At 44.6% G+C, this 26820-nt stretch carries 23 protein-coding genes, 1 tRNA gene and 1 riboswitch; of the genes, 10 read left to right on the top strand and 14 right to left on the bottom strand.

From position 1 onward, the window contains the following. Window positions 1-266: 266 nt before the first annotated feature. Both DUN60_RS09265 and pta read left to right on the top strand, forming a co-directional pair. Complete coding sequence (locus DUN60_RS09265; RefSeq protein WP_004734016.1) at window positions 267-1463, top strand: acetate kinase; 1197 nt, start codon at window positions 267-269, stop codon at window positions 1461-1463. 146 nt (window positions 1464-1609) lie between these two features. Beyond that, window positions 1610-3775: a phosphate acetyltransferase gene (gene pta, locus DUN60_RS09270; protein WP_017088569.1), complete on the top strand. Its 2166-nt coding sequence runs from the start codon at window positions 1610-1612 to the stop codon at window positions 3773-3775. A 92-nt stretch (window positions 3776-3867) separates the two neighbouring features. On the opposite strand, the gene DUN60_RS09275 is transcribed toward pta, so the two are convergent. The 11 genes from DUN60_RS09275 to moaA all read right to left on the bottom strand — a co-directional run bounded on the left by DUN60_RS09275 (window position 3868) and on the right by moaA (window position 14208). Beyond that, on the bottom strand, window positions 3868-4806 hold the full coding sequence (locus DUN60_RS09275; RefSeq protein WP_114633819.1) for a glutathione S-transferase family protein: 939 nt from the start codon (window positions 4804-4806) through the stop codon (window positions 3868-3870). A 353-nt stretch (window positions 4807-5159) separates the two neighbouring features. Further along, the gene (oppF, locus tag DUN60_RS09280) at window positions 5160-6146 is read right to left on the bottom strand and encodes a murein tripeptide/oligopeptide ABC transporter ATP binding protein OppF (RefSeq protein WP_004734019.1); all 987 of its coding nucleotides are present in this window, start codon (window positions 6144-6146) and stop codon (window positions 5160-5162) included. Beyond that, complete coding sequence (oppD, locus tag DUN60_RS09285; protein WP_017078105.1) at window positions 6143-7114, bottom strand: ABC transporter ATP-binding protein; 972 nt, start codon at window positions 7112-7114, stop codon at window positions 6143-6145. Before oppD ends, oppF begins: the two co-directional genes overlap by 4 nt. Before the next feature lie 42 nt (window positions 7115-7156). Then, the gene (gene oppC, locus DUN60_RS09290; RefSeq protein ID WP_054547243.1) at window positions 7157-8059 is read right to left on the bottom strand and encodes an oligopeptide ABC transporter permease OppC; all 903 of its coding nucleotides are present in this window, start codon (window positions 8057-8059) and stop codon (window positions 7157-7159) included. Window positions 8060-8074: 15 nt separating this feature from the next. Further along, window positions 8075-8995 (bottom strand): oligopeptide ABC transporter permease OppB, encoded by a 921-nt coding sequence (oppB, locus tag DUN60_RS09295; protein ID WP_004734022.1) that lies wholly within the window; start codon window positions 8993-8995, stop codon window positions 8075-8077. 114 nt (window positions 8996-9109) lie between these two features. Next, complete coding sequence (locus DUN60_RS09300) at window positions 9110-10741, bottom strand: ABC transporter substrate-binding protein (protein ID WP_065204943.1); 1632 nt, start codon at window positions 10739-10741, stop codon at window positions 9110-9112. A 663-nt stretch (window positions 10742-11404) separates the two neighbouring features. Next, complete coding sequence (gene moaE / locus DUN60_RS09305; protein WP_004734024.1) at window positions 11405-11878, bottom strand: molybdopterin synthase catalytic subunit MoaE; 474 nt, start codon at window positions 11876-11878, stop codon at window positions 11405-11407. A 2-nt stretch (window positions 11879-11880) separates the two neighbouring features. Continuing rightward, on the bottom strand, window positions 11881-12126 hold the full coding sequence (moaD, locus tag DUN60_RS09310) for a molybdopterin synthase sulfur carrier subunit (RefSeq protein ID WP_017107315.1): 246 nt from the start codon (window positions 12124-12126) through the stop codon (window positions 11881-11883). Next, a complete protein-coding gene (gene moaC / locus DUN60_RS09315; protein WP_114633820.1) occupies window positions 12123-12602 on the bottom strand; it encodes a cyclic pyranopterin monophosphate synthase MoaC in 480 nt (159 codons plus the stop codon). The genes moaD and moaC overlap by 4 nt, the downstream gene beginning before the upstream one ends. Before the next feature lie 12 nt (window positions 12603-12614). Further along, window positions 12615-13127: a molybdenum cofactor biosynthesis protein B gene (gene moaB, locus DUN60_RS09320; protein WP_010437177.1), complete on the bottom strand. Its 513-nt coding sequence runs from the start codon at window positions 13125-13127 to the stop codon at window positions 12615-12617. Window positions 13128-13218: 91 nt separating this feature from the next. Then, window positions 13219-14208 carry a GTP 3',8-cyclase MoaA gene (gene moaA / locus DUN60_RS09325; RefSeq protein WP_114633821.1) on the bottom strand — a complete coding sequence of 330 codons (990 nt, stop codon included), beginning with the start codon at window positions 14206-14208 and terminating at the stop codon, window positions 13219-13221. Next, window positions 14197-14349: riboswitch (molybdenum cofactor riboswitch) on the bottom strand. (Overlaps the previous gene by 12 nt.) A gap of 194 nt (window positions 14350-14543) precedes the next feature. On the opposite strand from moaA, the gene DUN60_RS09330 reads away from it, so the two are divergent. Next, complete coding sequence (locus tag DUN60_RS09330) at window positions 14544-15431, top strand: YvcK family protein (protein WP_017063463.1); 888 nt, start codon at window positions 14544-14546, stop codon at window positions 15429-15431. A gap of 90 nt (window positions 15432-15521) precedes the next feature. On the opposite strand, the gene luxU is transcribed toward DUN60_RS09330, so the two are convergent. From luxU to uvrB, 3 genes are all read right to left on the bottom strand, one after another. Further along, window positions 15522-15866, bottom strand: coding sequence for a quorum-sensing phosphorelay protein LuxU (gene luxU / locus DUN60_RS09335; RefSeq protein ID WP_017063462.1), 345 nt, complete (start codon window positions 15864-15866; stop codon window positions 15522-15524). A gap of 24 nt (window positions 15867-15890) precedes the next feature. Beyond that, complete coding sequence (luxO, locus tag DUN60_RS09340; protein WP_004734031.1) at window positions 15891-17279, bottom strand: quorum-sensing sigma-54 dependent transcriptional regulator LuxO; 1389 nt, start codon at window positions 17277-17279, stop codon at window positions 15891-15893. 301 nt (window positions 17280-17580) lie between these two features. Beyond that, entirely contained in the window at window positions 17581-19611 is a 2031-nt protein-coding gene (gene uvrB, locus DUN60_RS09345) for an excinuclease ABC subunit UvrB (RefSeq protein WP_102445087.1), read from the bottom strand. Window positions 19612-20120: 509 nt separating this feature from the next. On the opposite strand from uvrB, the gene DUN60_RS09350 reads away from it, so the two are divergent. From DUN60_RS09350 to DUN60_RS09380, 7 genes are all read left to right on the top strand, one after another. Continuing rightward, a tRNA-Asn gene (locus DUN60_RS09350) sits at window positions 20121-20196 on the top strand. 366 nt (window positions 20197-20562) lie between these two features. Further along, window positions 20563-21141 (top strand): electron transport complex subunit RsxA, encoded by a 579-nt coding sequence (rsxA, locus tag DUN60_RS09355; protein ID WP_004734039.1) that lies wholly within the window; start codon window positions 20563-20565, stop codon window positions 21139-21141. 2 nt (window positions 21142-21143) lie between these two features. After that, the gene (gene rsxB, locus DUN60_RS09360) at window positions 21144-21737 is read left to right on the top strand and encodes an electron transport complex subunit RsxB (protein WP_004734040.1); all 594 of its coding nucleotides are present in this window, start codon (window positions 21144-21146) and stop codon (window positions 21735-21737) included. Between the two features lie 7 nt (window positions 21738-21744). After that, entirely contained in the window at window positions 21745-24435 is a 2691-nt protein-coding gene (rsxC, locus tag DUN60_RS09365) for an electron transport complex subunit RsxC (protein WP_114633822.1), read from the top strand. After that, window positions 24435-25481: an electron transport complex subunit RsxD gene (rsxD, locus tag DUN60_RS09370; protein ID WP_019822352.1), complete on the top strand. Its 1047-nt coding sequence runs from the start codon at window positions 24435-24437 to the stop codon at window positions 25479-25481. The genes rsxC and rsxD overlap by 1 nt, the downstream gene beginning before the upstream one ends. 13 nt (window positions 25482-25494) lie before the next feature. Beyond that, the gene (gene rsxG, locus DUN60_RS09375) at window positions 25495-26124 is read left to right on the top strand and encodes an electron transport complex subunit RsxG (protein ID WP_004734043.1); all 630 of its coding nucleotides are present in this window, start codon (window positions 25495-25497) and stop codon (window positions 26122-26124) included. Next, window positions 26124-26816, top strand: coding sequence for an electron transport complex subunit E (locus DUN60_RS09380; RefSeq protein ID WP_017088559.1), 693 nt, complete (start codon window positions 26124-26126; stop codon window positions 26814-26816). The genes rsxG and DUN60_RS09380 overlap by 1 nt, the downstream gene beginning before the upstream one ends. Window positions 26817-26820 lie beyond the last annotated feature (4 nt).

Raw genomic sequence — 26820 nt, forward strand, 5'->3', positions numbered from 1 at the left:
TTTTTTTGTTATATTTGCACAATATCGCTATTATTTGCAGACCTCAATCTCATTGTTGCCCTTATTTACAATTTAAGCAACTTTGGGACGACTTCTGCAAGGAATGCAAAAGCCTCTTTTTCTGAAAAAGTGCGCTTTCACTTTAATACGGAAATTAACGTTTTTTTGACCAAGGTTAGTACGCAAGCCTATGTGCTTCGACTATTCTTGAGATTAATTTTCATCCTTAACTGATTTCGATCAGAAAAATAAACAGGTAGTCATTAATGTCTAAGCTAGTTTTAGTTTTAAACTGTGGTAGTTCTTCTCTTAAATTTGCTGTTGTTGATGCAGAAACAGGTGCTGAGCACCTAACTGGTCTTGCTGAGTGTCTTGGTCTTCCAGAAGCTCGTATGAAGTGGAAACTTGATGGCAAGCACGAAGCACAACTAGGCGCGGGCGCAGCTCACGTAGAAGCACTATCTTTCATGGTAGAAACTATTCTTGCTTCTAAGCCTGAGCTTAAAGCTAACCTTGGCGCTATCGGTCACCGTATCGTACACGGTGGCGAGCAGTTCACTTCTTCTGCACTTATCACTGATGAAGTTCTTAAGGGTATTCAAGACGCTGCGACTTTCGCACCTCTTCATAACCCAGCTCACCTTATCGGTATCGAAGCGGCTCAACAGAACTTCCCTGGTCTACAAAACGTTGCTGTATTTGACACTGCGTTCCACCAAACAATGCCTTCTGAGTCTTACCTATACGCTCTACCGTACAACCTGTACAAAGAGCACGGCATCCGTCGTTACGGCATGCACGGTACTTCTCACCTGTTCATTACTCGTGAAGTTGCTGGTTTACTAAACAAGCCAGTTGAAGAAGTTAACATCATCAACTGTCACCTAGGTAACGGCGCATCTGTATGTGCTATCAAGAACGGTCAATCTGTAGATACTTCTATGGGTCTTACTCCTCTTGAAGGTCTAGTAATGGGTACTCGTTGTGGTGACCTAGATCCTGCGATCATCTTCCACCTACACGACGCTCTTGGTTACTCTGTTGAAGAAATCAACAACATGCTAACTAAAGAATCTGGTCTTGCTGGTCTAACTGAAGTGACTTCTGACTGTCGTTTCGTTGAAGACAACTACGGTGAGAAAGAAGAAGCAACTCGTGCAATGGACGTGTTCTGTCACCGTCTAGCTAAGTACGTTGCTGGTTACACTGCAACTCTAGAAGGTCGTCTAGACGCAATCACTTTCACTGGCGGCATCGGCGAGAACTCTGGCCCAATCCGTGAAATGGTTCTTAACCGCCTAGGCATCTTCGGCATCGAAGTTGACAGCGAAGCTAACCTTAAAGCACGTTTCGGCGGCGAAGGTACTATCACTACAGCTAACAGCCGTATCCCTGCAATGGTTATCTCTACTAATGAAGAGCTAGTAATTGCTGAAGACACTGCGAAACTAGCAGGTCTTTAATTGATTTTCCTGACTAGCTTCACTCGAAGCTAGTCAGTTTTTCATATCAAGAAAATGGGGCTCAACTTCTATTCCTACCCCAATTTAAATATCGGTGGGAATAGCAGTTGAGCTTTTTTATTTCCAATAGTCAAAGGTGTTCGTCAATGTCCCGTACTATTATGCTTATCCCTACAAGCGCTGGTGTTGGTCTTACTAGTGTTAGCATGGGTGTTCTTCGCGCTATGGAGCGTAAGGGCGTAAGTGTTTCTTTCTACAAGCCAATCGCTCAACCTCGCAGCGGTGGTAACCAACCTGATTTAACGTCTACTATCATCAGCGCAAACAGCGACATTAAGATTGGTGAGCCAATCGCAATGACTAAAGCTGAAGCTTTGATCGGTAGCGAAAAAATGGACGAGCTTCTAGAGTCTGTTGTTGAGCAATACAACAAGATCAACAAAGATGCAGAAGTAACGCTTATCGAAGGTCTAGTACCTACTCGTAAGCACCCATTTGCTAACCAAGTGAACGCGGAAATCGCTAAAACACTAGGCGCAGAGATCGTATTCGTTGCGACTCCAGGTACGTACAACCCTATTCAGCTTAAAGAGCACATCGAAGTAGCATGTTCTAACTTCGGCGGCACTAAAAACAAGAACATCTCAGGCGTTATTATTAACAAACTGAATGCACCTGTTGATGAAGCTGGCCGTACTCGCCCTGACCTTTCTGAAATCTTCGATGATGCAGATAGCGCTCAACAAGCGAACCTTGAAGTAATGCAAATCTTCAACTCTAGCCCTATCCGTGTTCTTGGCTGTGTGCCATGGAGCATCGACTTAATCGCAACTCGTGCGGTTGATATGGCTAAACACCTTAACGCTGAAATCGTTAATGAAGGTGAAATCTCAACTCGTCGTATTAAGAGCATCACTTTCTGTGCACGCTCTCTACCTCACATGATTGAGCACTTCAAGCCAGGTTCACTGCTAGTAACTTCTGCAGACCGTCCTGACGTTATCGTTGCTGCGGCTCTTGCTGCGAAAAACGGTGTTGAAATTGGCGCAATCCTACTGACTGGCGGTTACGACATTCCAGAAAGCATTGCTAACCTTTGTGCACCAGCATTCGCTTCAGGTCTACCGATCTTCAAGGCTCAAGGTAACACTTGGCAGACGTCTCTTAACCTACAGAGCTTCAACCTAGAAGTACCTGCAGACGATAAAGAGCGTATCGAGTTCGTTAACGATCACGTTGCTAGCCACATCGATGGCCCTTGGATTGATTCTCTATCTGAAGGTACTCAAGGCATCCGTCGTCTAAGCCCACCAGCATTCCGTTACCAGTTAACTGAATTTGCTCGTAAAGCGGCTAAGCGTATCGTTCTTCCTGAAGGTGATGAGCCACGTACTGTTAAAGCAGCTTCTATCTGTGCTGAGCGCGGTATTGCAACTTGTGTGCTTCTTGGTAACCCAGACGAAATCCGTCGCGTTGCTGCACAACAAGGTGTTGAACTAGGCGCTGGCGTTGAGATCATCGATTCTGCATCTGTTCGCGAAAACTACGTAGCTCGTCTAGTAGAACTTCGTGGCGCTAAAGGTATGACTGAAGTTGTAGCTCGTGAGAAGCTAGAAGATTCAGTATTCCTAGGCACTATGATGCTTGAAGCTGGTGAAGTTGACGGCCTAGTTTCTGGTGCTGTTCACACAACGGCGAACACAATCGTTCCTCCGTTCCAGATCATCAAGACAGCACCTGATGCTTCTATCGTATCTTCAATCTTCTTCATGCTTCTGCCTGATCAAGTTCTTGTATACGGTGACTGTGCGATCAACCCAGATCCAACAGCTGAGCAGCTTGCTGAAATCGCTATCCAATCTGCAGATTCTGCTGCGGCATTTGGTATCGACCCACGCGTTGCTATGATCTCTTACTCTACTGGTGAATCTGGTAAAGGTGCAGACGTAGATAAAGTACGTGAAGCAACCAAACTTGCTCAAGCGAAACGTCCTGATCTTGTGATCGACGGTCCTCTTCAGTACGACGCAGCAATCATGGAAAACGTAGCCGCTTCTAAAGCGCCTAACTCTCCAGTTGCAGGTAAAGCGACAGTATTCGTATTCCCAGACCTAAACACGGGTAACACGACTTACAAAGCTGTACAGCGTTCAGCAGACCTAGTGTCTATCGGTCCAATGCTTCAAGGTATGCGCAAGCCAGTTAATGATTTGTCTCGTGGCGCTCTAGTAGACGATATCGTTTACACTGTAGCTCTAACGGCTATCCAAGCAGACCAAGCAGCTCAAGCTGAAGAAAAAGTGATTAACTAATTTTTCTTTTGTAGAAAGCAAAAACCCTAGATTCTTATCTAGGGTTTTTTTATGTCTAATGCTTAAGGTTATTTGATGATCTTAAGATTAATCTAACCTCGCCCGTGGGCTGATTCTAAATCTAGCGTTGGTCCTTTCGGCACAACTTGGGTTGGATTGATACCTGTGTGGCTGTAGTAGTAGTGACGTTTGATGTGATAGAAATCGGTCGTCTCTTTAATGCCTTCGATCTGGTACAGCTCTTTTAAGTAGCCCTGAATATGGACGTAGTCTGAAATTCGCTGCTTGTTACACTTAAAGTGACCAACATACACCGCATCGAATCTAACCAGAGTGGTAAACAATCTCCAATCTGCTTCTGTGATGTCATTACCCGCTAGATAACGATGTTCACTAAGATGTGCATCTACTTTATCTAACGCCTCAAACAACGTGTCATACGCTTCTTCATAAGCTTCTTGTGTGGTTGCAAAGCCAGTACGATAAACGCCGTTATTGATGCTTGGATAGATGTAGTCATTCCACTCATCAATCTTCTGGGACAACTCCCACGGATAGTAATCATCCGTATTGCCTGTTAGCTCATTAAATTCTGAGTTGAACATGCGGATAATTTCAGAGGATTCGTTACTCACGATGGTGTTGGTTTTCTTGTCCCAAAGCACAGGAACCGTTACTCGGCCTGAGTAGTCAGGTTTGGCTTGAGTGTAGATTTGGTGCATACGAGTATGACCAAACAGAGGTTCAGGCAACCCCATTTGCCAGCCTTCGTTCATCATATCTGGGCAAACCACTGTCACGTCAATATGATCGGTTAAGTCTTTCAGCTCTCGGAAGATAAGAGTTCGGTGCGCCCAAGGACAAGCTAACGATACGTATAGATGGTAACGGCCACTTTCTGGTTCAAACTGCGCGCCGGCTTTGTTTTCGATCCAACTACGAAAGCCCGCATCTTCACGAACAAACTTACCACCGCTTTCTTTGGTGTCGTACCACACATCGTGCCAAACACCTTCAACTAACTTGCCCATATCCAAACCTCTGTCATCCAAAATTTTATATACCAATCACAGTAAGTAAATGTTCAGAAATAGCGCAGAGAAAAGGCTTGAGAACAAGGCAGAATTTTTCTGTTAGTAGTTATTCTACAATCAAAAATTCTAACGCCGTTATCAAGCGTTTTAACAAGCTAGGATGAGCAGTTATTTACTACGATTGGTATTAGTATAAGAAAAACCTAATTTTTCAAAACTAGAAGAAGTTGGCTTAGTTGTTCGAATTATTTGAAGAAGGTTATTCATGAGAATTTTGGGCACAAAAAAAGCGCAACTCATAAAAAAGTTGCGCTTAAGCCTGTCACAGGCTGAACCGTTTTAAATGGGTTCTAGACTTGTACGTGCAAGCAAGATACTGCGTGTACGTCATCGCCTTGAATAGTTGGCTTGGTTTGCGCGCAGGCCTCGGTTGCTTCAGGGCAACGAGTACGGAACACACAACCCGATGGTGGATTAATTGGTGATGGGAGATCACCCTCCAGCATCTGAATCGTTTTGCTGCGCTCTAAGCGTGGGTCTGGAATCGGAACTGCAGACATCAATGCTTTGGTATATGGGTGTTTAGGATCTGAGAACAAGGCATCTGACTCACCTAGCTCAACAGCATTACCTAAGTACATCACCAATACACGGTCAGAGATGTGTTTCACAACCGACAAATCGTGCGCGATGAATACCAAAGACAAACCCAACTCTTTCTGTAGTTCCATAAGAAGGTTAACTACTTGAGCTTGGATAGATACATCCAGAGCAGAAACCGGCTCGTCACAGATGATCATCTTAGGTTTCAAGATAAGTGCACGTGCGATACCAATACGTTGACACTGACCACCAGAAAATTCATGTGGGTAACGGTTGATTACGTTGGGTAGTAGACCAACCTTTGCCATCATCTCTTTAACTCTGTCCTTCACTTCCTGTTTAGAAAGCTCTGGATAGAAAGTTTGTAGAGGCTCAGCAATAATGTCTCCAACTGACATACGTGGGTTAAGTGATGCTAGCGGGTCTTGGAAGATCATCTGAATCTCTTTACGAGTCTCACGACGCTTCACTTCCTGCATCTTAGTCAGGTCTTGACCTAACCACATCACTTCGCCTTCAGTTGCCTCAACTAAACCAATAATTGCGCGGGCAAATGTTGATTTACCACAGCCAGACTCACCTACTACACCCAGAGTCTCACCTTCGTAAAGGTGAACATCAACACCATCAACCGCTTTAAGGTTTGATGGTTTCGCCCAAGGCCAAGCAGACTTAGCCGCAATGCTAAAGTGAACCTTAAGGTTTTTAATATCTAATAGTAATTCTTTACTCATTTTGTCCAAGTCTCCCAATCAGAAAAACAAGCACGCTGGCGATCTTTCGCAAATGGTTGCAAAATTGGTGCTTCTTGCTTACAACGGTCCATTACACGGTGACAACGGTCTTGGTAAGGACAACCGGTTGGTAGGCGAAGTAAGTTGGGCGGGTTACCTGGAATCGTTGGCAGAATTTCACCTTCGGTATCCAAACGAGGAATTGCTTTAAGCAGGCCTTCCGCATAAGGGTGGCTTGGCTCATAGAAGATTTCATCTACTGTGCCGTATTCCATGGTACGGCCAGCGTACATCACTAGAACTTTGTCACAAGACCCGGCAACTACACCCAAATCATGGGTGATCATGATGATTGCTGTATTGAACTCATCTTTAAGCTCGTTCAGCAATTCCATGATTTGCGCTTGAATGGTCACATCCAACGCCGTTGTTGGTTCATCAGCAATCAGTAGTTTTGGACGACATAGCAAAGCCATTGCAATCATCACACGTTGACGCATACCGCCAGAAAATTCGTGTGGATACATGGTAATACGTTTACGTGCCTCAGGGATTTTCACCGCTTCCAGCATGCGTACTGATTCTTCGAACGCTTCCGCTTTGCCCATGCCTTTATGCAGCATAAGCACTTCCATCAACTGATCACATACTTTCATGTAAGGATTCAGTGACGTCATTGGATCTTGGAAGATCATCGCGATCTGTTCAGCACGAACTTTGTTCAGTGCTTTCTCAGGTAGATTGAGAATCTCATTACCTTCAAACTTTGCACTGCCTGAGATGATGCCGTTCTTAGCCAGCAGTCCCATCAGTGCAAATACCGTTTGAGATTTACCCGAACCCGACTCACCAACAATACCCAGCGTTTCGCCTTGATTGAGTGAGAAGTTCAGGTCGTTTACTGCGGTTACGATACCATCTTGCGTGGTAAATTCGACGCGCAGATCTTTGACATCTAATAAGCTCATTATTGCTTCCTTAATCTTTTATAGCTTTTAATTGCTATTTCTTTATCTGTCTTTTGGATCAAGCGCGTCGCGCAGACCATCACCTACGTAGTTAAAGCAGAACAGCGTAACTACCATGAATGCCGCTGGGAATGCCAGTTGCCAAATAGCAACTTCCATTGTTTGCGAGCCTTCTTGTAACAGCGCGCCCCAACTTGTCATAGGCTCTTGAACACCAAGACCAAGGAAAGATAAGAATGATTCAGTAAGGATCATGCTTGGAATAAGTAGCGTTGAGTAAACCGCAACAATACCCAATACGTTCGGTACGATATGACGTGTAATGATCTTCCATTTACTGACACCACATACGTGAGCAGCCTCAATGAACTCTTTACTACGTAAACTCAACGTTTGGCCACGTACAATACGCGCCATATCGAGCCAAGCAATCGCACCGATAGCAACGAAGATAAGTACGATATTACGACCAAAGAATGTCACCAGTACGATCACGAGGAACATGAAAGGAACCGCGTATAAGATCTCAAGGATACGCATCATCACTCGGTCAGTACGACCGCCAATGAAACCTGAAGCCGCACCGTAAAGCGTACCTATCAGTACGGCTACGAATGCGCCCATCACACCAACCATAAGAGAAATACGGCCACCAATCATCGTACGAACATATAGGTCACGACCTAAACTGTCGGTACCAAACCAGTGATCAGCACTTGGGCCTACGTGCATTGCGTACCAGTCAGTATCATCGTAAGCATGCTGTGCCAACATAGGTAAGAAGATTACCGATAGCACCATAACAATTAGAATGAACAGACTGATCATTGCGGCTTTGTTGCGCATAAAACGAATACGTGCATCCTGCCACAAGCTACGACCTTCAATTTCCAAACTCTCAGAGAATTTTTCGATCGCTTCTAAGTTTTCTTTTTTCTTCAACATAACCATGCGTCCCTGCTAGTAGCGAATTTTCGGGTCAATAAGCGCTAGTAAAATATCAACGATTGCGTTGAACAAGATGAATAGGAAACCAATCAAAATGGTTACACCCATTACTAACGAATAATCACGGTTAAACGCGGCATTAACAAACAGCTTACCAATACCCGGTAGACCGAAGATGGTTTCAACAACAACTGAACCTGTAATGATACCTACAAACGCAGGCCCCATGTATGAAACAACAGGTAGCATTGCTGGCTTAAGCGCATGTTTAAGAACGATATAACGGTAACTTAGACCTTTAGCACGAGCTGTACGGATAAAGTTACTGTTTAGGGTTTCAATCATGCTACCGCGAGTGATACGAGCAAATGTTGCTACGTATAAAAGAGACATCGCGATAACGGGTAGGACGATGTACATGTACGTACCACCGTGCCAACCACCTGCTGGAAATATATGCCAGTGTAGAGAGAATAGGTAGATAAGCGCTGGAGCCAACACGAAGGATGGCATCACCACCCCGAGCATGGCGGTCGACATTATGGTGTAGTCGATCCAGGTGTTGTGCTTCAAGGCGGCAATGGTTCCGACCGTTACCCCCATCAATAATGTGAAGATAAAGGCAACAAAACCTACCTTCGCAGATACTGGAAGCGCAACAGCAATCAGCTCATTTACTGTATAATCTTGGTATTTAAAAGATGGACCAAAGTCACCCTGAAGGATGTTGGTCAAGTACGTGGTGTACTGTTCAAATACAGGTTTATCTAAGCCGTATTTAGCTTCGATGTTAGCCATAACTTCTGGCGGTAATGGACGTTCGCTTGAAAACGGGTTACCCGGAGCGAAACGCATGAGAAAGAAAGATATAGTGATCAACACCAACATGGTTGGAATCGCTTCAAATATCCTTTTCATAATGAATTTAAGCATAAACTCACTCTTTCAGTCTGTGACAATTAAAATTAGAAAGACGCTACATGCGCGCTCTGCGCATGTAGTGTCTGTATCGTTATAGTTATATTAACTTTTTAGAATCGAAGCTTATTATTGAGCTTTGATGTATAAGTCTTTCGAGAAGATCTTATCTTCCGCGTTGTTGATAGGGAAACCACCAACGTGCGGATTTAGTAGACGTGATTTCACGTATTGGTAGATAGGTGCGATAGGCATGTCTTTAGCCATTAACGCCTCAGCTTCTAGGTAAAGTGCTTCACGCTCTTCTGCTGATGTAGAGTTAAGTGCTTTATCAATGATTTGGTCGTACTCAGCACTATCGTAGTGAACACCACCGGTAGTGTTGTTACTCTTCATTAGCGTTAGGAATGACGACGCTTCATTGTAGTCACCACACCAACCAGCACGTGCTACTTCGAAATCACCAGAATCTTTAGAAGATAGGTAAGTTTTCCACTCTTGGTTTTCAAGCGTTACTTTAAGACCCAGTGTTTTCTTCCACATAGAACCCAGCGCTACAGCAATCTTCTTATGGTTTTCAGACGTGTTGTAAAGTAGGTTGAAGTTTAGTGGGTTGTCTTTGCCGTAACCCGCTTCTTCAAGAAGGCGTGCAGCTTCTTCATTACGTTCTTTTTGAGACATCTTGCCGTAAGCAGGAAGTTCAGGGTTAAAGCCAGCTGTGATTTCAGGCGTTAGGAAGTAAGCTGGTTTTTGTCCTTGTGCTAGGATTGCGTCACTTACGATATTACGGTCAATTGCGTAAGAGATAGCCTTACGTACACGAACATCATCAAATGGTGCTTTCTTAGTGTTAAAGATGTAGTAGTAAGTACATAGGTTACCCGCTACAGATACATCTTCCGCATACTCTTTCTTAAGGCGCTTGAAGTGCTCAGTTGGAAGTTCGTTTGTAAAGTCGATTTCACCAGATAGGAAACGGTTCATTTCCGCAACTTGGTTTTCGATTGGTAGGAACGTTACTTTATTAAGAACCGTCTTATCGTTATTCCAGTATTGGTCGTTACGCTTTAGAACTAAACGCTCGTTCACAACCCATTTATCAACAGAGAATGCACCGTTACCAACGAAGTGGTCAGGCTTAGTCCATTGGTCACCGAATTTTTCAACAGTCGCCTGATGTACTGGCTTCATTGTTGTGTGGCCCATCATCATTACGAAATATGGTACCGCTGTATCTAGTTCAACAACAAGCGTGTTTGCATCTACAGCTTTAACACCTAGCTCACTCTTGTCTTTCTTACCCGCTACGATGTCTTTCGCATTCACCATCTTGGTATATTCCATGTACCAAGCATATGGAGAAGCAGTGGCAGGATCGACTGCACGTTGCCAGCTGTAAACGAAATCTTCAGCTGTTACAGGATCGCCGTTAGACCATTTTGCATCTTTACGTAGGTGGAAAGTGAATGTTTTGTTGTCCGTCGTTTCCCAGCTTTCGGCTACACCTGGGATTGTATTACCTTCGCCATCTTGGTTCACTAGACCTTCTAGAAGATCACGAATTACGTGAGATTCTGGTACACCTTGAGATTTGTGTGGGTCGATAGTCGCAACTTCAGTACCATTACCGCGAACAAGTTCCTGAACTTTTGCTAGTTCTGTGCCTGCTGGAACTTCAGCAGCGATAGAAAGAGTAGAAGTGGCAGCCACTGCCAAACCAGCACCTAGAAGAAGGGCCTGAGTGATTTTATTCTTGTACATTTAATAAACTCCAAGTTTTACGTATTGCATCCATGACTTCTTTGCTAAGTTCACTGAACGGCAGTGATTTAGATTTATTTAGCTCAAAATTCAAGCATAAAAATCTAAAACCTTACAAAGATTGAGGCACACACTATCAACCATTGAAGTAATTTGCCATAAACAAGTCGCAAAAAATCGGATAATTCTCCGAATTACTCAAGGTCACAGTGTAAATCTCTAATAAAAACCTAATGAATAGTTAATTACACATAGGAATTAATTAAAAAACAGCCTTTAGTGTTGATGTATCTGAATTGATACTTTTATTTAGCATCTTATGCTAGAACACTGTCGGCAAATTAACATTAATGCCACATGAAATCTAATTGCACATCACATATCCCCTAAATAGACTGCACTATTTGTGAGGATTATCACTTTATACAAAACAGCATAAAGCACTGCACCAAAACGGATTTGGAAATGCACCAAGACAGACTAAATCACGCGTTGAATTCATATGCAACTTGACTGCTTAGCCATTTATTAAAGACCCTTTTATTTATAAATCATTTTGTAGCACGCACAAAAAAGCCGACGTCAAATGTCGGCTTTCTTACTATCTACGTCCCAACCTGAAATACGCTTTCACGTTAAGATCGAAACACGCTATGGAGTGGATTACTTCTTCCAACGCTCCGCTGCTTTCGCGTCGGAGTCTCGAGAGTCAACCCAACGAGTCGCCTCAGTAGTACGTTCTTTTTTCCAAAACGGCGCTTTGGTTTTCAGAAAGTCCATAACAAACTCACACGCTTCGAAGGCAGCGCCACGATGTGCACTGGATACACCAACGTAAACAATCTGGTCACCGATATCTAGGTCACCAACGCGGTGAATTACTCGCATCTTCTGGATAGGCCAGCGCGCTTCAGCTTGATCACAGATCTCACTCAGAGACTTCTCTGTCATACCCGGATAATGCTCTAGAGACAAACCTATCACATTGTCACCAAGGTTCATGTCGCGAACTTTACCAACAAACGTCACAACCGCTCCCGCAGCCGTACCTTGAGCTAGATAATCGTATTCGCCACCCACAGAAAAGTCTTCAGCAGTCACTAATACTCTTGGATCAATAACTCGAGAGTCATTCATGGTTAACCTCCAGTAACTGGTGGGAAGAAAGCCACTTCGTCGCCGTCTTTCACTTCAGTCGTCAAAGGTACGATTGATTGGTTGAGTGCTGCCAGCAGCTTGCCCTCTTCCAATGCGATATCCCATTTGCCTTCTTTTGTTACAAGGTGGCTGCGAATCGCTTCAATAGTATTGTATTGCGCATCGATCTCTAGGCTATCAACACCGACAAGCTCACGAGTTTGTGCAAAGAAAAGTACCGTAATCATGATTCCACCTTGAAGTGACCTGATTTACCACCCGTCTTCTCTAACAGGCGTACGTTCTCGATAACAATGTCTTTCTGAACAGCTTTACACATATCGTAAATCGTTAGCGCGGCAACAGAAGCGGCCGTTAGCGCTTCCATTTCTACGCCGGTCTTACCAGCAAGCTTACATACCGATTCGATTCGAACCTTGTTTTCAGACTCAATGGCTTCAAGTTGTACTTCTACTTTAGTCAGTAGCAAAGGGTGACACAGTGGAATCAAGTCCCACGTCTTCTTAGCTGCTTGAATACCAGCAATACGTGCCGTTGCGAAAACATCACCTTTATGGTGGCTGCCAGAAACAATCAGTTCTAGCGTTTCTGCTGACATTTGAACAAGAGCTTCTGCTCTCGCTTCACGTACTGTCTCTGCTTTAGCCGATACATCGACCATGTTTGCTTCGCCAGACGCGTTAATGTGTGTAAATTGGCTCATACTCAAACCACCTTATACAGAAAGATGTGGCATGAAGTTACAAGGACGGTGGCTAGCATCCATCTGTTGCTTGATGATCTTAGTCCAACCTGTGCGGCATGCACCTGTAGAACCAGGCATAGCAAAGATAACCGTATGGTTAGCAAAACCAGCAATCGCACGAGATTGAATCGTAGAAGTACCAATTTCTTCGTAAGACACTTGACGGAATAGCTCGCCAAAGCCTTCTACTTCTTTGTCGAAGAGTGGCTTAAGTGCTTCAGGTGTACTGTCACGAGATGTAAAGCCTGTACCGCCAGTGATCATGATAGCTTGTACGCTGTCATCAGCAATCCACTGAGATACGATAGCGCGGATCTTATACATGTCATCGATAACGATTTGCTTATCAACCACATTGTGGCCAGCTTCTTTAGCATGCTCCGCTAGGTAACCACCTGACGTATCGTTTTCTTCTGTACGAGTATCTGAAACGGTTAGTACTGCAATGTTTGCTGCTTGAAATTTGCTTTCTGCGTGACCCATTTGTTCACCTATTTAAAATTTTTCAATGATTAGACTTATTCGCCCAGCTTAAAGAAGCTGAGCGATAAAATGCTTTAGAGTATATAGCGGGTTAACCGCCGATTGACGCCAAGTTTGGAGTCATGCCGCTGTTGCCATCATGCAAGAAGTGGCTAACGGACTTGGTTTGAAGCTGAGCCTGAATTCGATCAATGAGCTCTTGCTCTTGCTGATCTTCTTGAATCAGATCTCTCAGTTCAACACCGTGGTCGCCAAACAGACATAGGTGAAGTTTACCGGTCGCAGAAACACGCAGTCGGTTACAACTTTCACAAAAGTCTTTCTCGTAAGGCATGATCAAACCAATTTCACCCTTGTAGTCTGGGTGGACAAACACTTGCGCGGGGCCATCATTAACGGCTTTGACTTTTAACAGCCAACCATTAGCAATAAGCTGGTTACGGATCGCAACGCCAGACACATGGTGTTTATCGAACAACTCGTCCATCTCGCCGGTTTTCATCAGCTCGATAAAACGTAATTGAATAGGTTTGTCTTTGATCCAATTAAGGAAGGCTGGTAATTCCTGACTATTGAGGTCTTTCATTAATACGACGTTGACTTTGACTTGTTCAAAGCCAACCTCAAACGCTTTATCAATGCCTCGCATAACCTCTGTAAACTTATTCTCACCAGTGATCTGATGGAACATGCGCGAATCTAAGCTATCCACGCTCACGTTTATATGGGTTAAACCAGCATCACGCCATTGCCCTACTTGTTTCTCCATGCGGTAGCCATTCGTTGTCGTGGCTACTTTTTCGATGCCTGGAGTAGAAGCAACAGTATGTATGATTTCAGGAAAGTCTTTACGCAGGCTCGGCTCTCCGCCAGTAATGCGGATCTTAGAGGTACCACAATCTGCAAACGCTTTAACAATACGTTTGATCTCGGGAATACTTAAAAAAGACGAGTTTTTTTGCCCTGACGGTTTATAACCATCTGGCAAGCAGTAAGTACATTTAAAGTTACAGACGTCTGTAACCGACAAGCGCAAGTAATAAAACTTGCGATGGAATCTATCTTCGAATTGTTGCGCCACGGAACACCTTTCCAAACACGGGAGGCATAATCATTTCCAATTAAGCCCTTGTGACAACATGTCACTGGCTCTTGATGCGTATCGGTACAGCAAATACCACTGTGCGACTTAGCATGCGAGAGCTCGGAGTTATGGCAACTGCACGTTATATTCACACGCGCAGTAGCTGAGTAATAAAATACTTAATATTTGTACGTGAATCTAGCTCTGATGACAAAAAACGGGTCACATCGGCAAAAAAAACGTATCAAACCCTCAAAATAACTCTTGTTGAGTATCTGACGAGAAGCATTTAACCTAAATTATAGTTGGTAATAATCTAACAAGAACAAAAAATGAATATTTACTCTTCAAAGAAAGTCGTAGCAATCGGTGGGGGCCATGGCTTAGGTCGCATGCTAGCTGCATTAAAAGACTTTGGTAACAACGCAACTGGCATTGTTGCAACGACAGATAATGGTGGTTCCACCGGAAGAATTCGAGACTGCCAAGGTGGTATTGCTTGGGGAGATACTCGTAACTGTATCAACCAATTAATCACAGAACCTTCGATCAGTTCGATGATGTTTGAATATCGCTTTCGCGGTCAAGGTGAACTCGATGGTCACAACTTAGGTAACCTAATGCTAACGGCGTTAGACAACCTTTCCGTTCGCCCATTGGAAGCAATTAACCTAATTCGAAATATGCTCAAGGTCGATGTCAATATCGTCCCAATGACCGAGCACCCTTCTGATCTAACGGCTCTATCAATGGACGGTCGTTGGGTAACTGGCGAAACTAACGTTGATGACATGACAGAAAAGCTGCGCATGATGGACTTATCTCCAGAAGTACCGGCAACCAAAGAAGCTGTTGCTGCAGTTGAGCAAGCAGACTGCATTGTTCTTGGACCAGGAAGCTTTTTAACCAGTGTGATGCCCCCGCTGCTACTGCCAGAAATTGGCAAAGCAATCGCGGAAAATACCAAGGCAAAAGTTATCTTTGTTGAAAACCTTTCGCCAGAACACGGCCCTGCAGGAAAAATGACGCTTCAAGAACAATTGGAGTGGTGTGAACGTACCTGTAAGGCAAGAAAGATAGACATTGTACTAGGCAATGAACCACACCCTGAATTAGAAGGGCAATGGAATTGTGTGACCACTGATCTTGCCTCTCCTAACCGAGATTGGCGACACGACCGTTTAAAACTCCAACAAGCGATTAGGGATCAACTAGCTTAATGCTTGTAGCTTAGGCTAGACGACATAGACCAGTAAAAACAAGAAAGGAGCATCATGCTCCTTTTTTAGTCTCTTTAATAACTAGCCGCTTTAGAGATCCGTCATCAACTGCTGATATTCAGTGTACGTTGATAACAGTAGCTCTTGCATATCTTGGAAATCAATCTCGGTTACAGGCAATGCTTGCTTCACTTTTGCGTCTAAGCTAATCGCAAAACTACACAAAGAATCTGCGCCAAAACTCGCAGCGCTACTCTTAAGTGCATGGCTTATATCAGCCAAGTACTTAGATGTATCCGATGCTTTATTTATCTCTAGATGTTCGTAATAGCCTTTCAACTCACCTAAGAAGATTTCCAGCAAAACTGGTACATTCTCTTGCCCTATTTCACCGGCAAGTTCATCAACTTTTTGCTGATTTAATACTTTCGTCATTATGATTTTCTTATTGTTTGGTGATTACTGCTTCGCATTCCACGTTTGCAACTTACGGTATATCGTCGATGGACTGACATCTAAGAAACCGGCCGCGCGGGGAATGTTGCCGTCACACGCTTTTATGGCCTGTTCGATAGCCGTCTTCTCAGTGATCCACAATGGGAAAATATCTTTTACCGTGATGTCTTCGTTCTGCTTCTCTTTCAAGCGCAGGCTGTTTTCAATCGGTTGGTTCAATGGTGGTGGAAGCATGTTGAGAGTAATCTCTTTGCCGTTATTCAATACCACCACGTTCCGTAATACGTTTTGTAACTGACGAACGTTACCCGGCCACTCATATTGATTAAAGCGATCAAGCACTTCCTGAGCAAAACGCACAAACGCCTTACCTTCCTCAACCGACATGTAGCCTAGTAACGAGTACGCAATCTCGATGACATCTTCACCGCGCTCGCGCAATGGCGGCAGGTGCAATGGAATCACGTATAAACGATAGTATAAATCTTCTCTAAAGCGACCTTCTTGTACTTCTTTCCAAGGGTCACGGTTGGTTGCACATACGAAACGAACATCGACACTCTTCATCTTCGAAGAGCCAACTTTTTGAAAAGTACCGGTTTGGATAAAGCGCAGCAGCTTAGTTTGCAGCTCTAAGTCCATCTCGCACAATTCATCAAGGAACAGTGTTCCGCCATCAGCGAGTTCAGCGGCACCTTGACGATCAGTTGCAGCACCGGTAAAGGCGCCTTTAACGTGACCAAACAGCTCACTTTCAATCAGATCTTTAGGGATAGCCGCACAGTTAATTGCGATGAAAGGCTTGTCACCACGCTTGCTCGCCGCATGAATAGCTTCTGCACATACCTCTTTACCCGTACCACTCTCACCCGTGATGAAAATACTGGCTTTGCTCGATGCGGCAGAGTCGATAGTTCGGTAAACCTGCTGCATGGTTTGGCTGCTGCCGATAAAGCCTTGGTAATTTTGGTTTCCCGGGTGTTCCGAGCTGTTTTTAAGCTTGGTGGCTTTGCGGATCGCGTTGTTCACCGTAATACGGAGTCGGTCGGCTTCACACGGTTTGATAAGGAAATCTTGAGAACCATGACGCATCGCTTCTACGGCGGTATCGATAGAGCCGTGAGCCGTCATGAAGATAACCGGAACTTCAGGGTACTTTTGTTTTACAGCAAATAGCACGTCCATACCCGTCATATCAGGCAGACGTAGATCTAATAAAATAAGGTCTGGGATTCGATGATTCAAACTCTCGATTGCATCGCGGCCAGTGCCGACAATGTTGATATCAATTTCGAGCGGTGTAAGATACGAGCGATATAAAGCTGCTACCGAAGCGGTATCCTCTACCATCAACAAATACTTCGATTTGTTATCTAGCGTTTTTGATTGCATATCCTAGCCATTTATAATTTGCATTTCTTATTATAGTCGCATTCCGCTTTGCATTATGCAAATTAGCCACAACATTTGTAGTGTGTTTTTTTACTTACTTCAAACAATCAATGTTTTATCTATCTGGCACGAACGATGCAACGGTATGAATGACCTTCGGGTCACCTAGCCAACTGACGTTGTTAGTGGACCGAGTGTTCACAAACGTAAGCCAGTAGAACATTTACTACTGGCTGTTTTTTTGTCTGAAACACTCTCAATTCTTGTGTTGAGGGGAATACTTCTCGAGTGAAAAGTGAGATTAACTGTTGGTAATAAACTGCTTTCTTAACTGCTCAATTTCATCACGCTTCTGTGCGGCCAATTCAAATTCCAGATTCTGAGCATGCTGATACATCGCAGCTTCTAGCTTGCTGATCTCTTTATCAAGCTGTTGCGGCGTAAGTACTGCATAACTTTCAGAAGGCTCTGCCACCTTAGATAGTGGAACTTGTTTCGATTGGCGCTGCTGCTTCGACTTGGTTAGATCACCCAGTTCCATAATGTCTTTGATATTGCGTTTCAACGCTTGCGGCGTGATGCCTTGCTCTTCGTTGTAAGCCTGCTGTTTCTCTCTACGACGATCGGTTTCATCAATCGCTTTTCTCATCGACTTAGTAATCGAATCACCATAAAGGATCGCTCTACCTTCCAAGTTACGCGCAGCACGACCAATGGTTTGGATCAGAGAACGCTCAGAACGCAAGAAGCCCTCTTTGTCTGCATCAAGAATCGCCACCAGCGACACTTCAGGCATATCCAAACCTTCACGAAGTAAGTTAATACCCACTAACACGTCGAACTCGCCCAAACGTAGGTCTCGAATAATCTCTACACGCTCAACGGTATCGATATCCGAGTGCAAATAACGAACCTTAACACCATGCTCACTAAGGTATTCGGTTAAGTCTTCTGCCATTCGTTTAGTCAACGTAGTGACCAATACGCGCTCTTCTTTAACTGAACGGATTCTGATTTCAGATAACAAGTCATCCACCTGAGTCGCGACAGGTCTTACTTCGATGATTGGGTCTAACAGACCAGTAGGACGCACCACTTGATCAGCAATCTCACCATCTGATTTCTCAATCTCATAATTACCCGGCGTCGCCGACACAAAAATGGTCTGAGGAGCGATAGACTCAAACTCTTCAAACTTCATCGGACGGTTATCTAACGCAGAAGGCAACCTAAAGCCAAACTCAACCAAAGTTTCTTTACGAGAGCGGTCACCTTTATACATGGCGCCAATTTGCGGCACAGTTACGTGTGACTCATCGATGATCAGCAAACCATCATCAGGTAGGTAATCAAATAACGTTGGAGGCGCTTCCCCTTCCGCACGGCCGCTCAAGTATCGTGAATAGTTTTCGATACCGGAACAGAAACCCAACTCCGTCATCATCTCGATATCAAACTGAGTTCTTTGAGAAATACGCTGTTCTTCTAACAGTTTGTTGTTGTCTTTTAGGTATTGAGCCCTATCGCGCAACTCATCCTTAATTTTCTCAATCGCCTCAAGGATCTTCTCTCTTGGGGTTACATAGTGAGTTTTTGGATAAACGGTAAAACGCGGTAAGTCTCTTTGTTTCACCGCACCAGTCAGAGGATCAAAAATACTAATGCAGTCCACTTCGTCATCGAACATTTCAATTCGAACCGCATCTTGGTCAGATTCAGCGGGAAAGATATCAATAACTTCACCACGAACACGGAACTGCCCACGTTCAAATGCGACATCGTTTCTTGAATATTGCAGCTCAGCCAAGCGGCGTAGGATGTCTCGCTGATCCATCACCTCACCACGACTCAAATGAAGCATCATCTTCAAATAAGACTTAGGATCACCAAGACCGTAGATAGCCGATACAGACGCAACAATAATGGCATCTTTTCTTTCTAACAAAGCTTTGGTAGCTGAAAGTCTCATTTGCTCAATATGAGCATTTATCGACGCATCTTTCTCAATAAAGGTATCCGTGGTTGGAACGTAGGCTTCCGGTTGGTAATAATCGTAGTAAGAAACAAAGTACTCAACGGAGTTATTCGGAAAGAAAGATTTCATCTCGCCATAAAGTTGAGCTGCCAACGTTTTGTTAGGGGCTAACAAAATTGCAGGTCTTTGAGATTGAGAAATGACGTTGGCTAACGTAAAGGTTTTACCAGAGCCCGTAACCCCTAATAGAGTTTGATGTGCCAAACCGGAATCTAATCCATCTAATAATTTGGTTATCGCAGTCGGCTGATCTCCGGATGGGCTATAGTCCGATACCAAGTCAAAGAGTTTACTCATAGGTCACCATTTCCATACTGTTTTTATAATCAGGTCATTGTCACTCTAGGAGGAGTGTAGTTGCAACTATTATCTAGAGAAATGCATCTTAAGATTAGATATCAGTGATAGCTTTTACTTTTAGAACTTGGTATTATCCGTGCCCTTGCAAGATCTCTTCAGCTAAATCACTCAATTTTTCATCCACTACTTTTCCCCAAAAAATCTAAAAATAGCACTTGTTTTACTGTATGTTTTATAATCGTCAAAAGTTATACAATCGTGATATTTTGATACAAATCTTTTAAATACATTACCTTACCTCAGATTTTTATATTCTCAGATTTATCCCAATTATTGTTGTTAAAGTTTCACACACACACTTATCCACAACTTTGGTGGATAACTAAAGAAAAGCTAAATCCGGTAAGGCGTCCAAGAAAGTAAAGTTTTTTATATTATTTTTTTCTGCTATTTTTTATTGACAGAAATTCGGACTATTATTAAAATCCGCGTCGCTAACAAGCAATTCCCCTTTAGTTCAGTTGGTAGAACGGCGGACTGTTAATCCGTATGTCGCAAGTTCAAGTCTTGCAAGGGGAGCCAAATTTAAAGAAGCCGCATCACTCGATGCGGCTTTTTGCGTTTTAGCGGTTTGGGAACGTATTCGACTCGCTGCTTTCCTTCTCTTTTTGATAGTTCTGAGCACAAAAAGCCACAAATATGACCCTATTCGTAGGAAGTAAATCGAGTTCAATTCAAGAATGATCTTATGAAAGATCCAGTTTGACTACTCCTATAAACTGTCTCACGAAGTAAAAATTGGCCGTCTATACTTACGGTAACTTTAATAATCAATCGATTACCTGATGTTTTTTTCACCAAGTGTCTAAATCCCTAGTGATCCTTGGTTGTTATTAGGTAAGCAAAGCAGGATAATATCGGGATCGGAATCTCAAGAATTAATCCATTATGACCGAATACCTTTTGTTGTTGGTTGGCACAGTGCTGGTCAATAACTTTGTACTAGTGAAATTTTTAGGGCTATGTCCTTTCATGGGAGTCTCCAAGAAACTGGAGACTGCGATTGGCATGGGCCTCGCGACGACTTTCGTTCTGACGCTAGCGTCGGTATCTGCATACCTAGTAGAAACCTACATCCTTACCCCTCTGGGTATTGAATACCTGCGTACCATGAGCTTCATCTTGGTTATCGCGGTGGTTGTTCAATTTACGGAAATGGTCGTTCACAAAACCAGCCCAACTCTATATCGCCTGTTGGGTATCTTCCTGCCTCTTATCACCACCAACTGCGCGGTGTTAGGTGTGGCACTTCTGAACATCAATGAAAACCACAACTTCATTCAGTCAATCATCTATGGTTTCGGCGCTGCGGTTGGTTTCTCGCTTGTATTGATCCTATTTGCTGCAATGCGTGAGCGTATTGCGGTTGCTGATGTTCCAATGCCATTCAAAGGTGCATCGATTGCGATGATCACAGCAGGCCTAATGTCTCTGGCATTTATGGGCTTTACTGGGTTGGTGAAATAAGCATGAGCACCATCTTAATCGCAATCATTGCACTCGCCGTTTTAGCCGCCGTTTTTGGCGCTATCTTAGGCTTTGCTTCTATCCGCTTTAAAGTAGAAGCCGATCCGATCGTTGATCAAATCGACACAATTTTACCGCAAACTCAATGTGGCCAGTGTGGCTACCCCGGTTGCCGCCCATACGCAGAGGCGATCGCTAACGGAGATAAGATCAACAAATGTCCTCCCGGCGGCCAAGCTACGATTGAAAAGCTTGCAGATTTAATGGGCGTAGAAGTTGAAGACTCCGCTCATGACTTAGATAACAAAGTAAAAACCGTTGCCTTCATTCATGAAGATATGTGTATTGGCTGTACCAAATGCATTCAAGCCTGCCCTGTCGACGCCATTGTTGGTGGCACCAAGGCACTTCACACAGTAATCAAAGATGAATGTACAGGTTGTGATCTATGTGTCGCACCGTGCCCTACTGACTGTATCGAAATGATTCCAGTGGCAACAACGACTGAAAATTGGAAATGGCAGATGAACATCATTCCTGTTACTGATATCACTAACCAAGCGACTGATGCGACCGCGTCAGAGCCTAAGGCATAGGGTTAGTATGATCTCTTTAATTGAACAAATTCGCACGGGCTCAATTTGGAACTTCCCGGGCGGTGTGCACCCTGCTGAAAACAAGAAACAGTCGAATACTACTGATATCGTGCATGCAAGGCTCCCAGAAGAAATCGTTCTTCCAGTGAAACAGCACATCGGTAAGCCTGGTAACTTGTTGGTTGCTGTCGGTGATGCCGTACTCAAAGGTCAACAACTGACGGCCTTAGAGACTGGTTTTACTTTGCCAGTACATGCACCAACATCGGGTGTGATTACCGCTATCGAACCACGAACCACCGCTCACCCTTCAGGCTTGAGCGACGTGTGCGTGGTTATTAAACCTGATGGCCTCGACGCTTGGGTTGCAAAACACCCGGTTGAAGATTTTTCTACAAAGACATCCGATGAACTGCTTGATGTAATTCGCCAAGCTGGTATCTCAGGCATGGGTGGCGCAGGCTTCCCCACCGCTAAAAAGCTTCAATCCGGCTTAGGTCGTACCGACATTTTAATCGTCAACGCTGCTGAGTGTGAACCTTACATCACCTCAGATGACAAGTTGCTGCAAGAGCATGCCGAAGAAGTATTAAAAGGCATCGAAGTGGTTGAACACATTCTTCAACCAAAGTTGACGGTTATCGGCATTGAAGACAACAAACCAGATGCGATAAAAGCTCTTGAGATTGCTGCGAAAGACAAAGATATCGTCATTCGTGTTATCCCAACTAAATACCCTTCTGGTGGTGAGAAGCAACTTATCAAGATCCTCACCAACAAAGAGGTTCCAGCTGGCGGCATCCCTGCAGACATTGGTGTTTTGGTTCAGAACGTCGGTTCTCTTTATTCTATTAAGCGAGCGGTAATTGACGGCGAACCTGTGGTTAACCGCGTTGTGACCTTAACCGGTAAAACCTTTAAGCAACCTCGTAACGTTTGGGCGCTATTAGGCACACCTGTACATGAGTTACTTGAAGAGTTTGGCTACAAAGCCGATAAAAAATTGCCGCGTTTGATTTTGGGCGGCCCTATGATGGGCTTCACCTTGCCACATGCCAATGTGCCAATCACCAAAACGTCGAACTGTATTTTAGCGCCAACGCGTCGTGAGATCTCACCAAGCACTTACGAGATGGAATGTATTCGTTGCAGCGCGTGTGCTGAAGCTTGTCCTGCGTCTCTACTTCCTCAACAACTGCAATGGCATGCGAAAGCCAACGAGTTGGATAAGTGTGAAGAGCTGAATATTAAAGACTGTATTGAATGTGGTGCTTGTGCGTTTGTCTGCCCAAGTGAAATCCCTCTTGTTCAGTACTATCGCCAGGCAAAAGCAGAAATCAAAACAAGAAAAGATGAAGCAACGGCCGCAGAACGCGCCAAGATTCGTTTCGAAGAGAAAAACGCTCGTATGGAGCGTGACAAAGCTGAACGTGAAAATCGCTTCAAGAAAGCTGCTGACAACCGTCGTAAAGATATGAAGTCTGCGGATGGTGATGATGCGATTGCAGCTGCGATTGCTCGCGTTAAAGCGCAAAAAGCTGCGGCAGACCAAACAGCTAATGCAGAACCAGCCGTGAAACCTGCGGTAGCCGCTGCGATTGCGAAGGCAAAAGCGAAACAAGCTGCAGCTCAAAAAGCAAACGACGCCGGACCTGATAACTCTGAAATGTCTAAGTTACGAGAAGAGCGTAAGAGACAAGCTAGAGAACGTAAAGCACAACAAGCTGCAACGGATAATCCAGCAGAGAACTCTGGCGATACTAAGAAAGATGCTATCGCTGCGGCTATTGCTCGCGCTAAAGCCAAGAAAGCTCAACAAGCGGAGTCAGCGTCTGAAGCTTCAGCTGAAAGTTCTGGCGACGCTAAGAAAGATGCTGTTGCTGCAGCTATCGCTCGTGCTAAAGCCAAGAAAGCTCAACAAGCAGAATCAGCTGCTCAAACCGAAAGTGAAGCGCCGGTTAAAAGTTCTGGCGACGCTAAGAAAGACGCAGTCGCTGCAGCAATTGCTCGCGCTAAAGCGAAGAAAGCACAACAAGCAGAATCAGCTGCTCAAACCGAAAGTGAAGCTCCAGCTAAAAGCTCTGGCGATGCCAAGAAAGACGCAGTCGCTACGGCCATTGCTCGTGCTAAAGCCAAGAAAGCTCAACAAACGGAATCAGCTGCTCAAACCGAAAGTGAAGCTCCAGCTAAAAGCTCTGGCGATGCTAAGAAAGATGCCGTCGCTGCGGCCATTGCTCGCGCTAAAGCCAAAAAAGCACAACAAGCTGAATCAGCTACTCAAACCGAAAGTGAAGCTCCGGTTAAAAGTTCTGGCGATGCTAAGAAAGATGCTGTCGCTGCGGCCATTGCTCGTGCTAAAGCCAAGAAAGCACAGCAAGCTAAGCAAGACCAAACAGCAGAAACTCCTGAGCCAGTGATTGAAGTTGAAGCTGAAATTCAATCAGAGCCCGTCGATCCTAAAAAAGCTGCCGTTGCCGCTGCAATAGCTCGCGCTAAAGCGAAGAAAGCACAGCAAGCTAAGCAGGTCGAAGCAGAAGCAACCGCTCCTGAAGCTGTAGTTGAAATTGAAGTGGAAGCTGAGATTCAATCAGAACCAGTCGATCCTAAAAAAGCAGCTGTTGCTGCCGCAATTGCTCGTGCTAAAGCAAGAAAGGCGCAGCAAGAGCAAGACAAAAAGAATAATGAGGAGAAAGAGTAGTGGCCTTCTTTATCGCCAGCTCACCGCACGCACACAATCGTAGAAGCACCCCTGATCTCATGAAATGGGTCGCTATTTGTGCATTGCCAGGTCTACTAGCTCAAACCTACTTCTTTGGATGGGGTACGCTCATCCAGTTAGTATTTGCTATTGCACTTGCTGTTACCTTTGAAGCCGCTGTAATGCTGCTAAGAAAACGTCCGCCAGTGATGGCATTACGTGATTACAGCGCTGTTGTGACCGCTTGGCTACTCAGTGTCGCGATTCCCCCACACTCTCCGTGGTGGATTCTAGTCATAGGTATGTTCTTCGCTATTGTCATCGCTAAGCACCTATATGGCGGCCTTGGACAAAATCCATTTAATCCAGCGATGGTTGCTTACGTTGTTTTGCTGATCTCATTTCCAGTTCAAATGACCAGTTGGAATGCACCGGCCAGCTTAACGGCTGAAGCAACAAGCTTTGTTGACTCTTTCTTGATGATCTTTACTGGTTTCAATAATGAAGGGTTGTCTCTGCAGCAAGCTCGTTTAGGTATTGATGGCACCACAATGGCGACGCCACTCGATGCCTTCAAAACCGCATTAACAGCAGGCAACACCGCTTCTGAAGCTCTATCTCAACCTCAATTTAGCTGGTTAGCTGGCGTGGGTTGGGAATGGGTAAACCTTGCTTACCTTGTTGGTGGCCTAGTGTTGATTAAGCAACGTGTGATTCAATGGCATATTCCGGTAGCTTTCATCGGTAGCTTGACCCTATTTAGCCTAGTGTTCTTGGTGTTGACGCCAGGTGAAACCGCTTCGCCAACCATTCACCTATTGTCTGGCGCAACCATGCTTGGTGCATTCTTCATTGCAACCGATCCGGTTTCAGCCTCGACGACAGTTAAAGGTCGCTTGGTATTTGGTGCCCTGATTGGCGGGTTAGTCTTTATTATCCGCAGTTGGGGTGGCTTCCCTGATGGCGTGGCGTTTGCTGTATTGTTAGCCAACATGTGTGTTCCACTGATTGACTACTACACCAAACCTCGTACATACGGCCACTAAGGAAGCAGATACTATGCTAAATGCAATTAAGAAAAACGGTCTTGTACTTGCGATTTTTGCCTGCGCTTCGACAGGTTTGGTGGCCGTTACTCACTACCTGACCAAAGATCAGATCAAACAACAAGAACAGGCTCAGTTACTGTCTGTGCTTAACCAAGTGATCCCGCACGATCTTCATGACAACGAGCTGTTTTCAGCTTGTACTTTGGTGGAAGCTGAGGAGCTTGGAACAGAACAAGCAATGCCGGCTTATATTGCTACACTCAACGGTGAACCTAGCGCGATTGCGATCGAAGCCATTGCTCCTGATGGCTACAATGGTGCAATAAAAGTAATTGTTGGGATGAAAATTGACGGTACCATTTTAGGTACACGTGTGCTTTCCCACAGGGAAACTCCGGGGTTAGGCGATAAGATTGACCTTCGAGTGAGTGATTGGATACTCTCTTTTGCAGGTAAACAAGTAACCGAGTCGAATCTTGACCGTTGGAAGGTTCGTAAAGATGGTGGTGATTTCGACCAGTTTACCGGCGCAACCATCACACCAAGAGCTGTCGTTAAGTCCGTCAAACAGGCGGTTCAATACGTTAACCAAAATAACCAAGCATTGCTTGCTCAACCTCTAAATTGTGGTGGTGAATAATGAGTGACCATAAAACACTAATTAAAAATGGCATGTGGGCCAACAACCCTGCCCTAGTGCAACTCCTTGGCTTATGTCCGCTGTTGGCTGTCTCTTCAACTGTGACTAACGCTCTTGGATTAGGTATCGCTACCTTGCTTGTATTGGTCGGGTCGAACGTGTCTGTTTCTCTGGTTCGAAACCATGTGCCAAAAGAAGTGCGTATTCCAGTATTCGTGATGATCATTGCGTCACTGGTAACCTGTGTTCAACTTCTGATGAACGCATACGCGTATGGCCTTTACCTCTCTTTGGGTATCTTCATCCCACTGATCGTAACCAACTGTATCATCATTGGCCGAGCTGAAGCCTTCGCGTCTAAAAACGAAGTGCTACCTGCTGCTCAAGATGGTTTCTGGATGGGTCTTGGCATGACATCGGTACTGGTTGTATTGGGTGCGATGCGTGAGGTTATTGGTAACGGAACCCTATTTGATGGCGCAGACCTACTCCTTGGTGATTGGGCTTCGGTGTTACGAATCCAGATATTCCAATTTGATAACAGCTTCTTGTTAGCCCTGCTACCACCCGGTGCCTTCATTGGTGTTGGTTTCTTGATTGCTTTGAAAAACATCATCGACAACCAAGCTAAATCTAGACAGCCAAAACAAGAAAAACCAGCTATTGAACGCGCTCGCGTTACCAATGCCTGATAAG

Origin of the sequence: Vibrio splendidus, from assembly GCF_003345295.1 — a bacterium.
GTDB lineage: Bacteria > Pseudomonadota > Gammaproteobacteria > Enterobacterales > Vibrionaceae > Vibrio > Vibrio splendidus_K.

What these genes read in the sequence shown, in the direction of transcription:
- DUN60_RS09265 (WP_004734016.1), top strand. Translation starts at nt 267, where the DNA reads ATGTCTAAGCTAGTTTTAGTTTTAAACTGTGGTAGTTCTTCTCTTAAA.
- luxO (WP_004734031.1), bottom strand. Translation starts at nt 17,279, where the DNA reads ATGCAATCAAAAACGCTAGATAACAAATCGAAGTATTTGTTGATGGTA.
- luxU (WP_017063462.1), bottom strand. Translation starts at nt 15,866, where the DNA reads ATGACGAAAGTATTAAATCAGCAAAAAGTTGATGAACTTGCCGGTGAA.
- rsxG (WP_004734043.1), top strand. Translation starts at nt 25,495, where the DNA reads ATGCTAAATGCAATTAAGAAAAACGGTCTTGTACTTGCGATTTTTGCC.
- oppD (WP_017078105.1), bottom strand. Translation starts at nt 7,114, where the DNA reads ATGAGCTTATTAGATGTCAAAGATCTGCGCGTCGAATTTACCACGCAA.
- oppF (WP_004734019.1), bottom strand. Translation starts at nt 6,146, where the DNA reads ATGAGTAAAGAATTACTATTAGATATTAAAAACCTTAAGGTTCACTTT.
- moaE (WP_004734024.1), bottom strand. Translation starts at nt 11,878, where the DNA reads ATGAATGACTCTCGAGTTATTGATCCAAGAGTATTAGTGACTGCTGAA.
- DUN60_RS09380 (WP_017088559.1), top strand. Translation starts at nt 26,124, where the DNA reads ATGAGTGACCATAAAACACTAATTAAAAATGGCATGTGGGCCAACAAC.
- DUN60_RS09275 (WP_114633819.1), bottom strand. Translation starts at nt 4,806, where the DNA reads ATGGGCAAGTTAGTTGAAGGTGTTTGGCACGATGTGTGGTACGACACC.
- uvrB (WP_102445087.1), bottom strand. Translation starts at nt 19,611, where the DNA reads ATGAGTAAACTCTTTGACTTGGTATCGGACTATAGCCCATCCGGAGAT.
- rsxA (WP_004734039.1), top strand. Translation starts at nt 20,563, where the DNA reads ATGACCGAATACCTTTTGTTGTTGGTTGGCACAGTGCTGGTCAATAAC.
- moaB (WP_010437177.1), bottom strand. Translation starts at nt 13,127, where the DNA reads ATGGGTCACGCAGAAAGCAAATTTCAAGCAGCAAACATTGCAGTACTA.
- rsxB (WP_004734040.1), top strand. Translation starts at nt 21,144, where the DNA reads ATGAGCACCATCTTAATCGCAATCATTGCACTCGCCGTTTTAGCCGCC.
- oppB (WP_004734022.1), bottom strand. Translation starts at nt 8,995, where the DNA reads ATGCTTAAATTCATTATGAAAAGGATATTTGAAGCGATTCCAACCATG.
- moaC (WP_114633820.1), bottom strand. Translation starts at nt 12,602, where the DNA reads ATGAGCCAATTTACACACATTAACGCGTCTGGCGAAGCAAACATGGTC.
- moaD (WP_017107315.1), bottom strand. Translation starts at nt 12,126, where the DNA reads ATGATTACGGTACTTTTCTTTGCACAAACTCGTGAGCTTGTCGGTGTT.
- DUN60_RS09330 (WP_017063463.1), top strand. Translation starts at nt 14,544, where the DNA reads ATGAATATTTACTCTTCAAAGAAAGTCGTAGCAATCGGTGGGGGCCAT.
- rsxC (WP_114633822.1), top strand. Translation starts at nt 21,745, where the DNA reads ATGATCTCTTTAATTGAACAAATTCGCACGGGCTCAATTTGGAACTTC.
- pta (WP_017088569.1), top strand. Translation starts at nt 1,610, where the DNA reads ATGTCCCGTACTATTATGCTTATCCCTACAAGCGCTGGTGTTGGTCTT.
- oppC (WP_054547243.1), bottom strand. Translation starts at nt 8,059, where the DNA reads ATGTTGAAGAAAAAAGAAAACTTAGAAGCGATCGAAAAATTCTCTGAG.
- DUN60_RS09300 (WP_065204943.1), bottom strand. Translation starts at nt 10,741, where the DNA reads ATGTACAAGAATAAAATCACTCAGGCCCTTCTTCTAGGTGCTGGTTTG.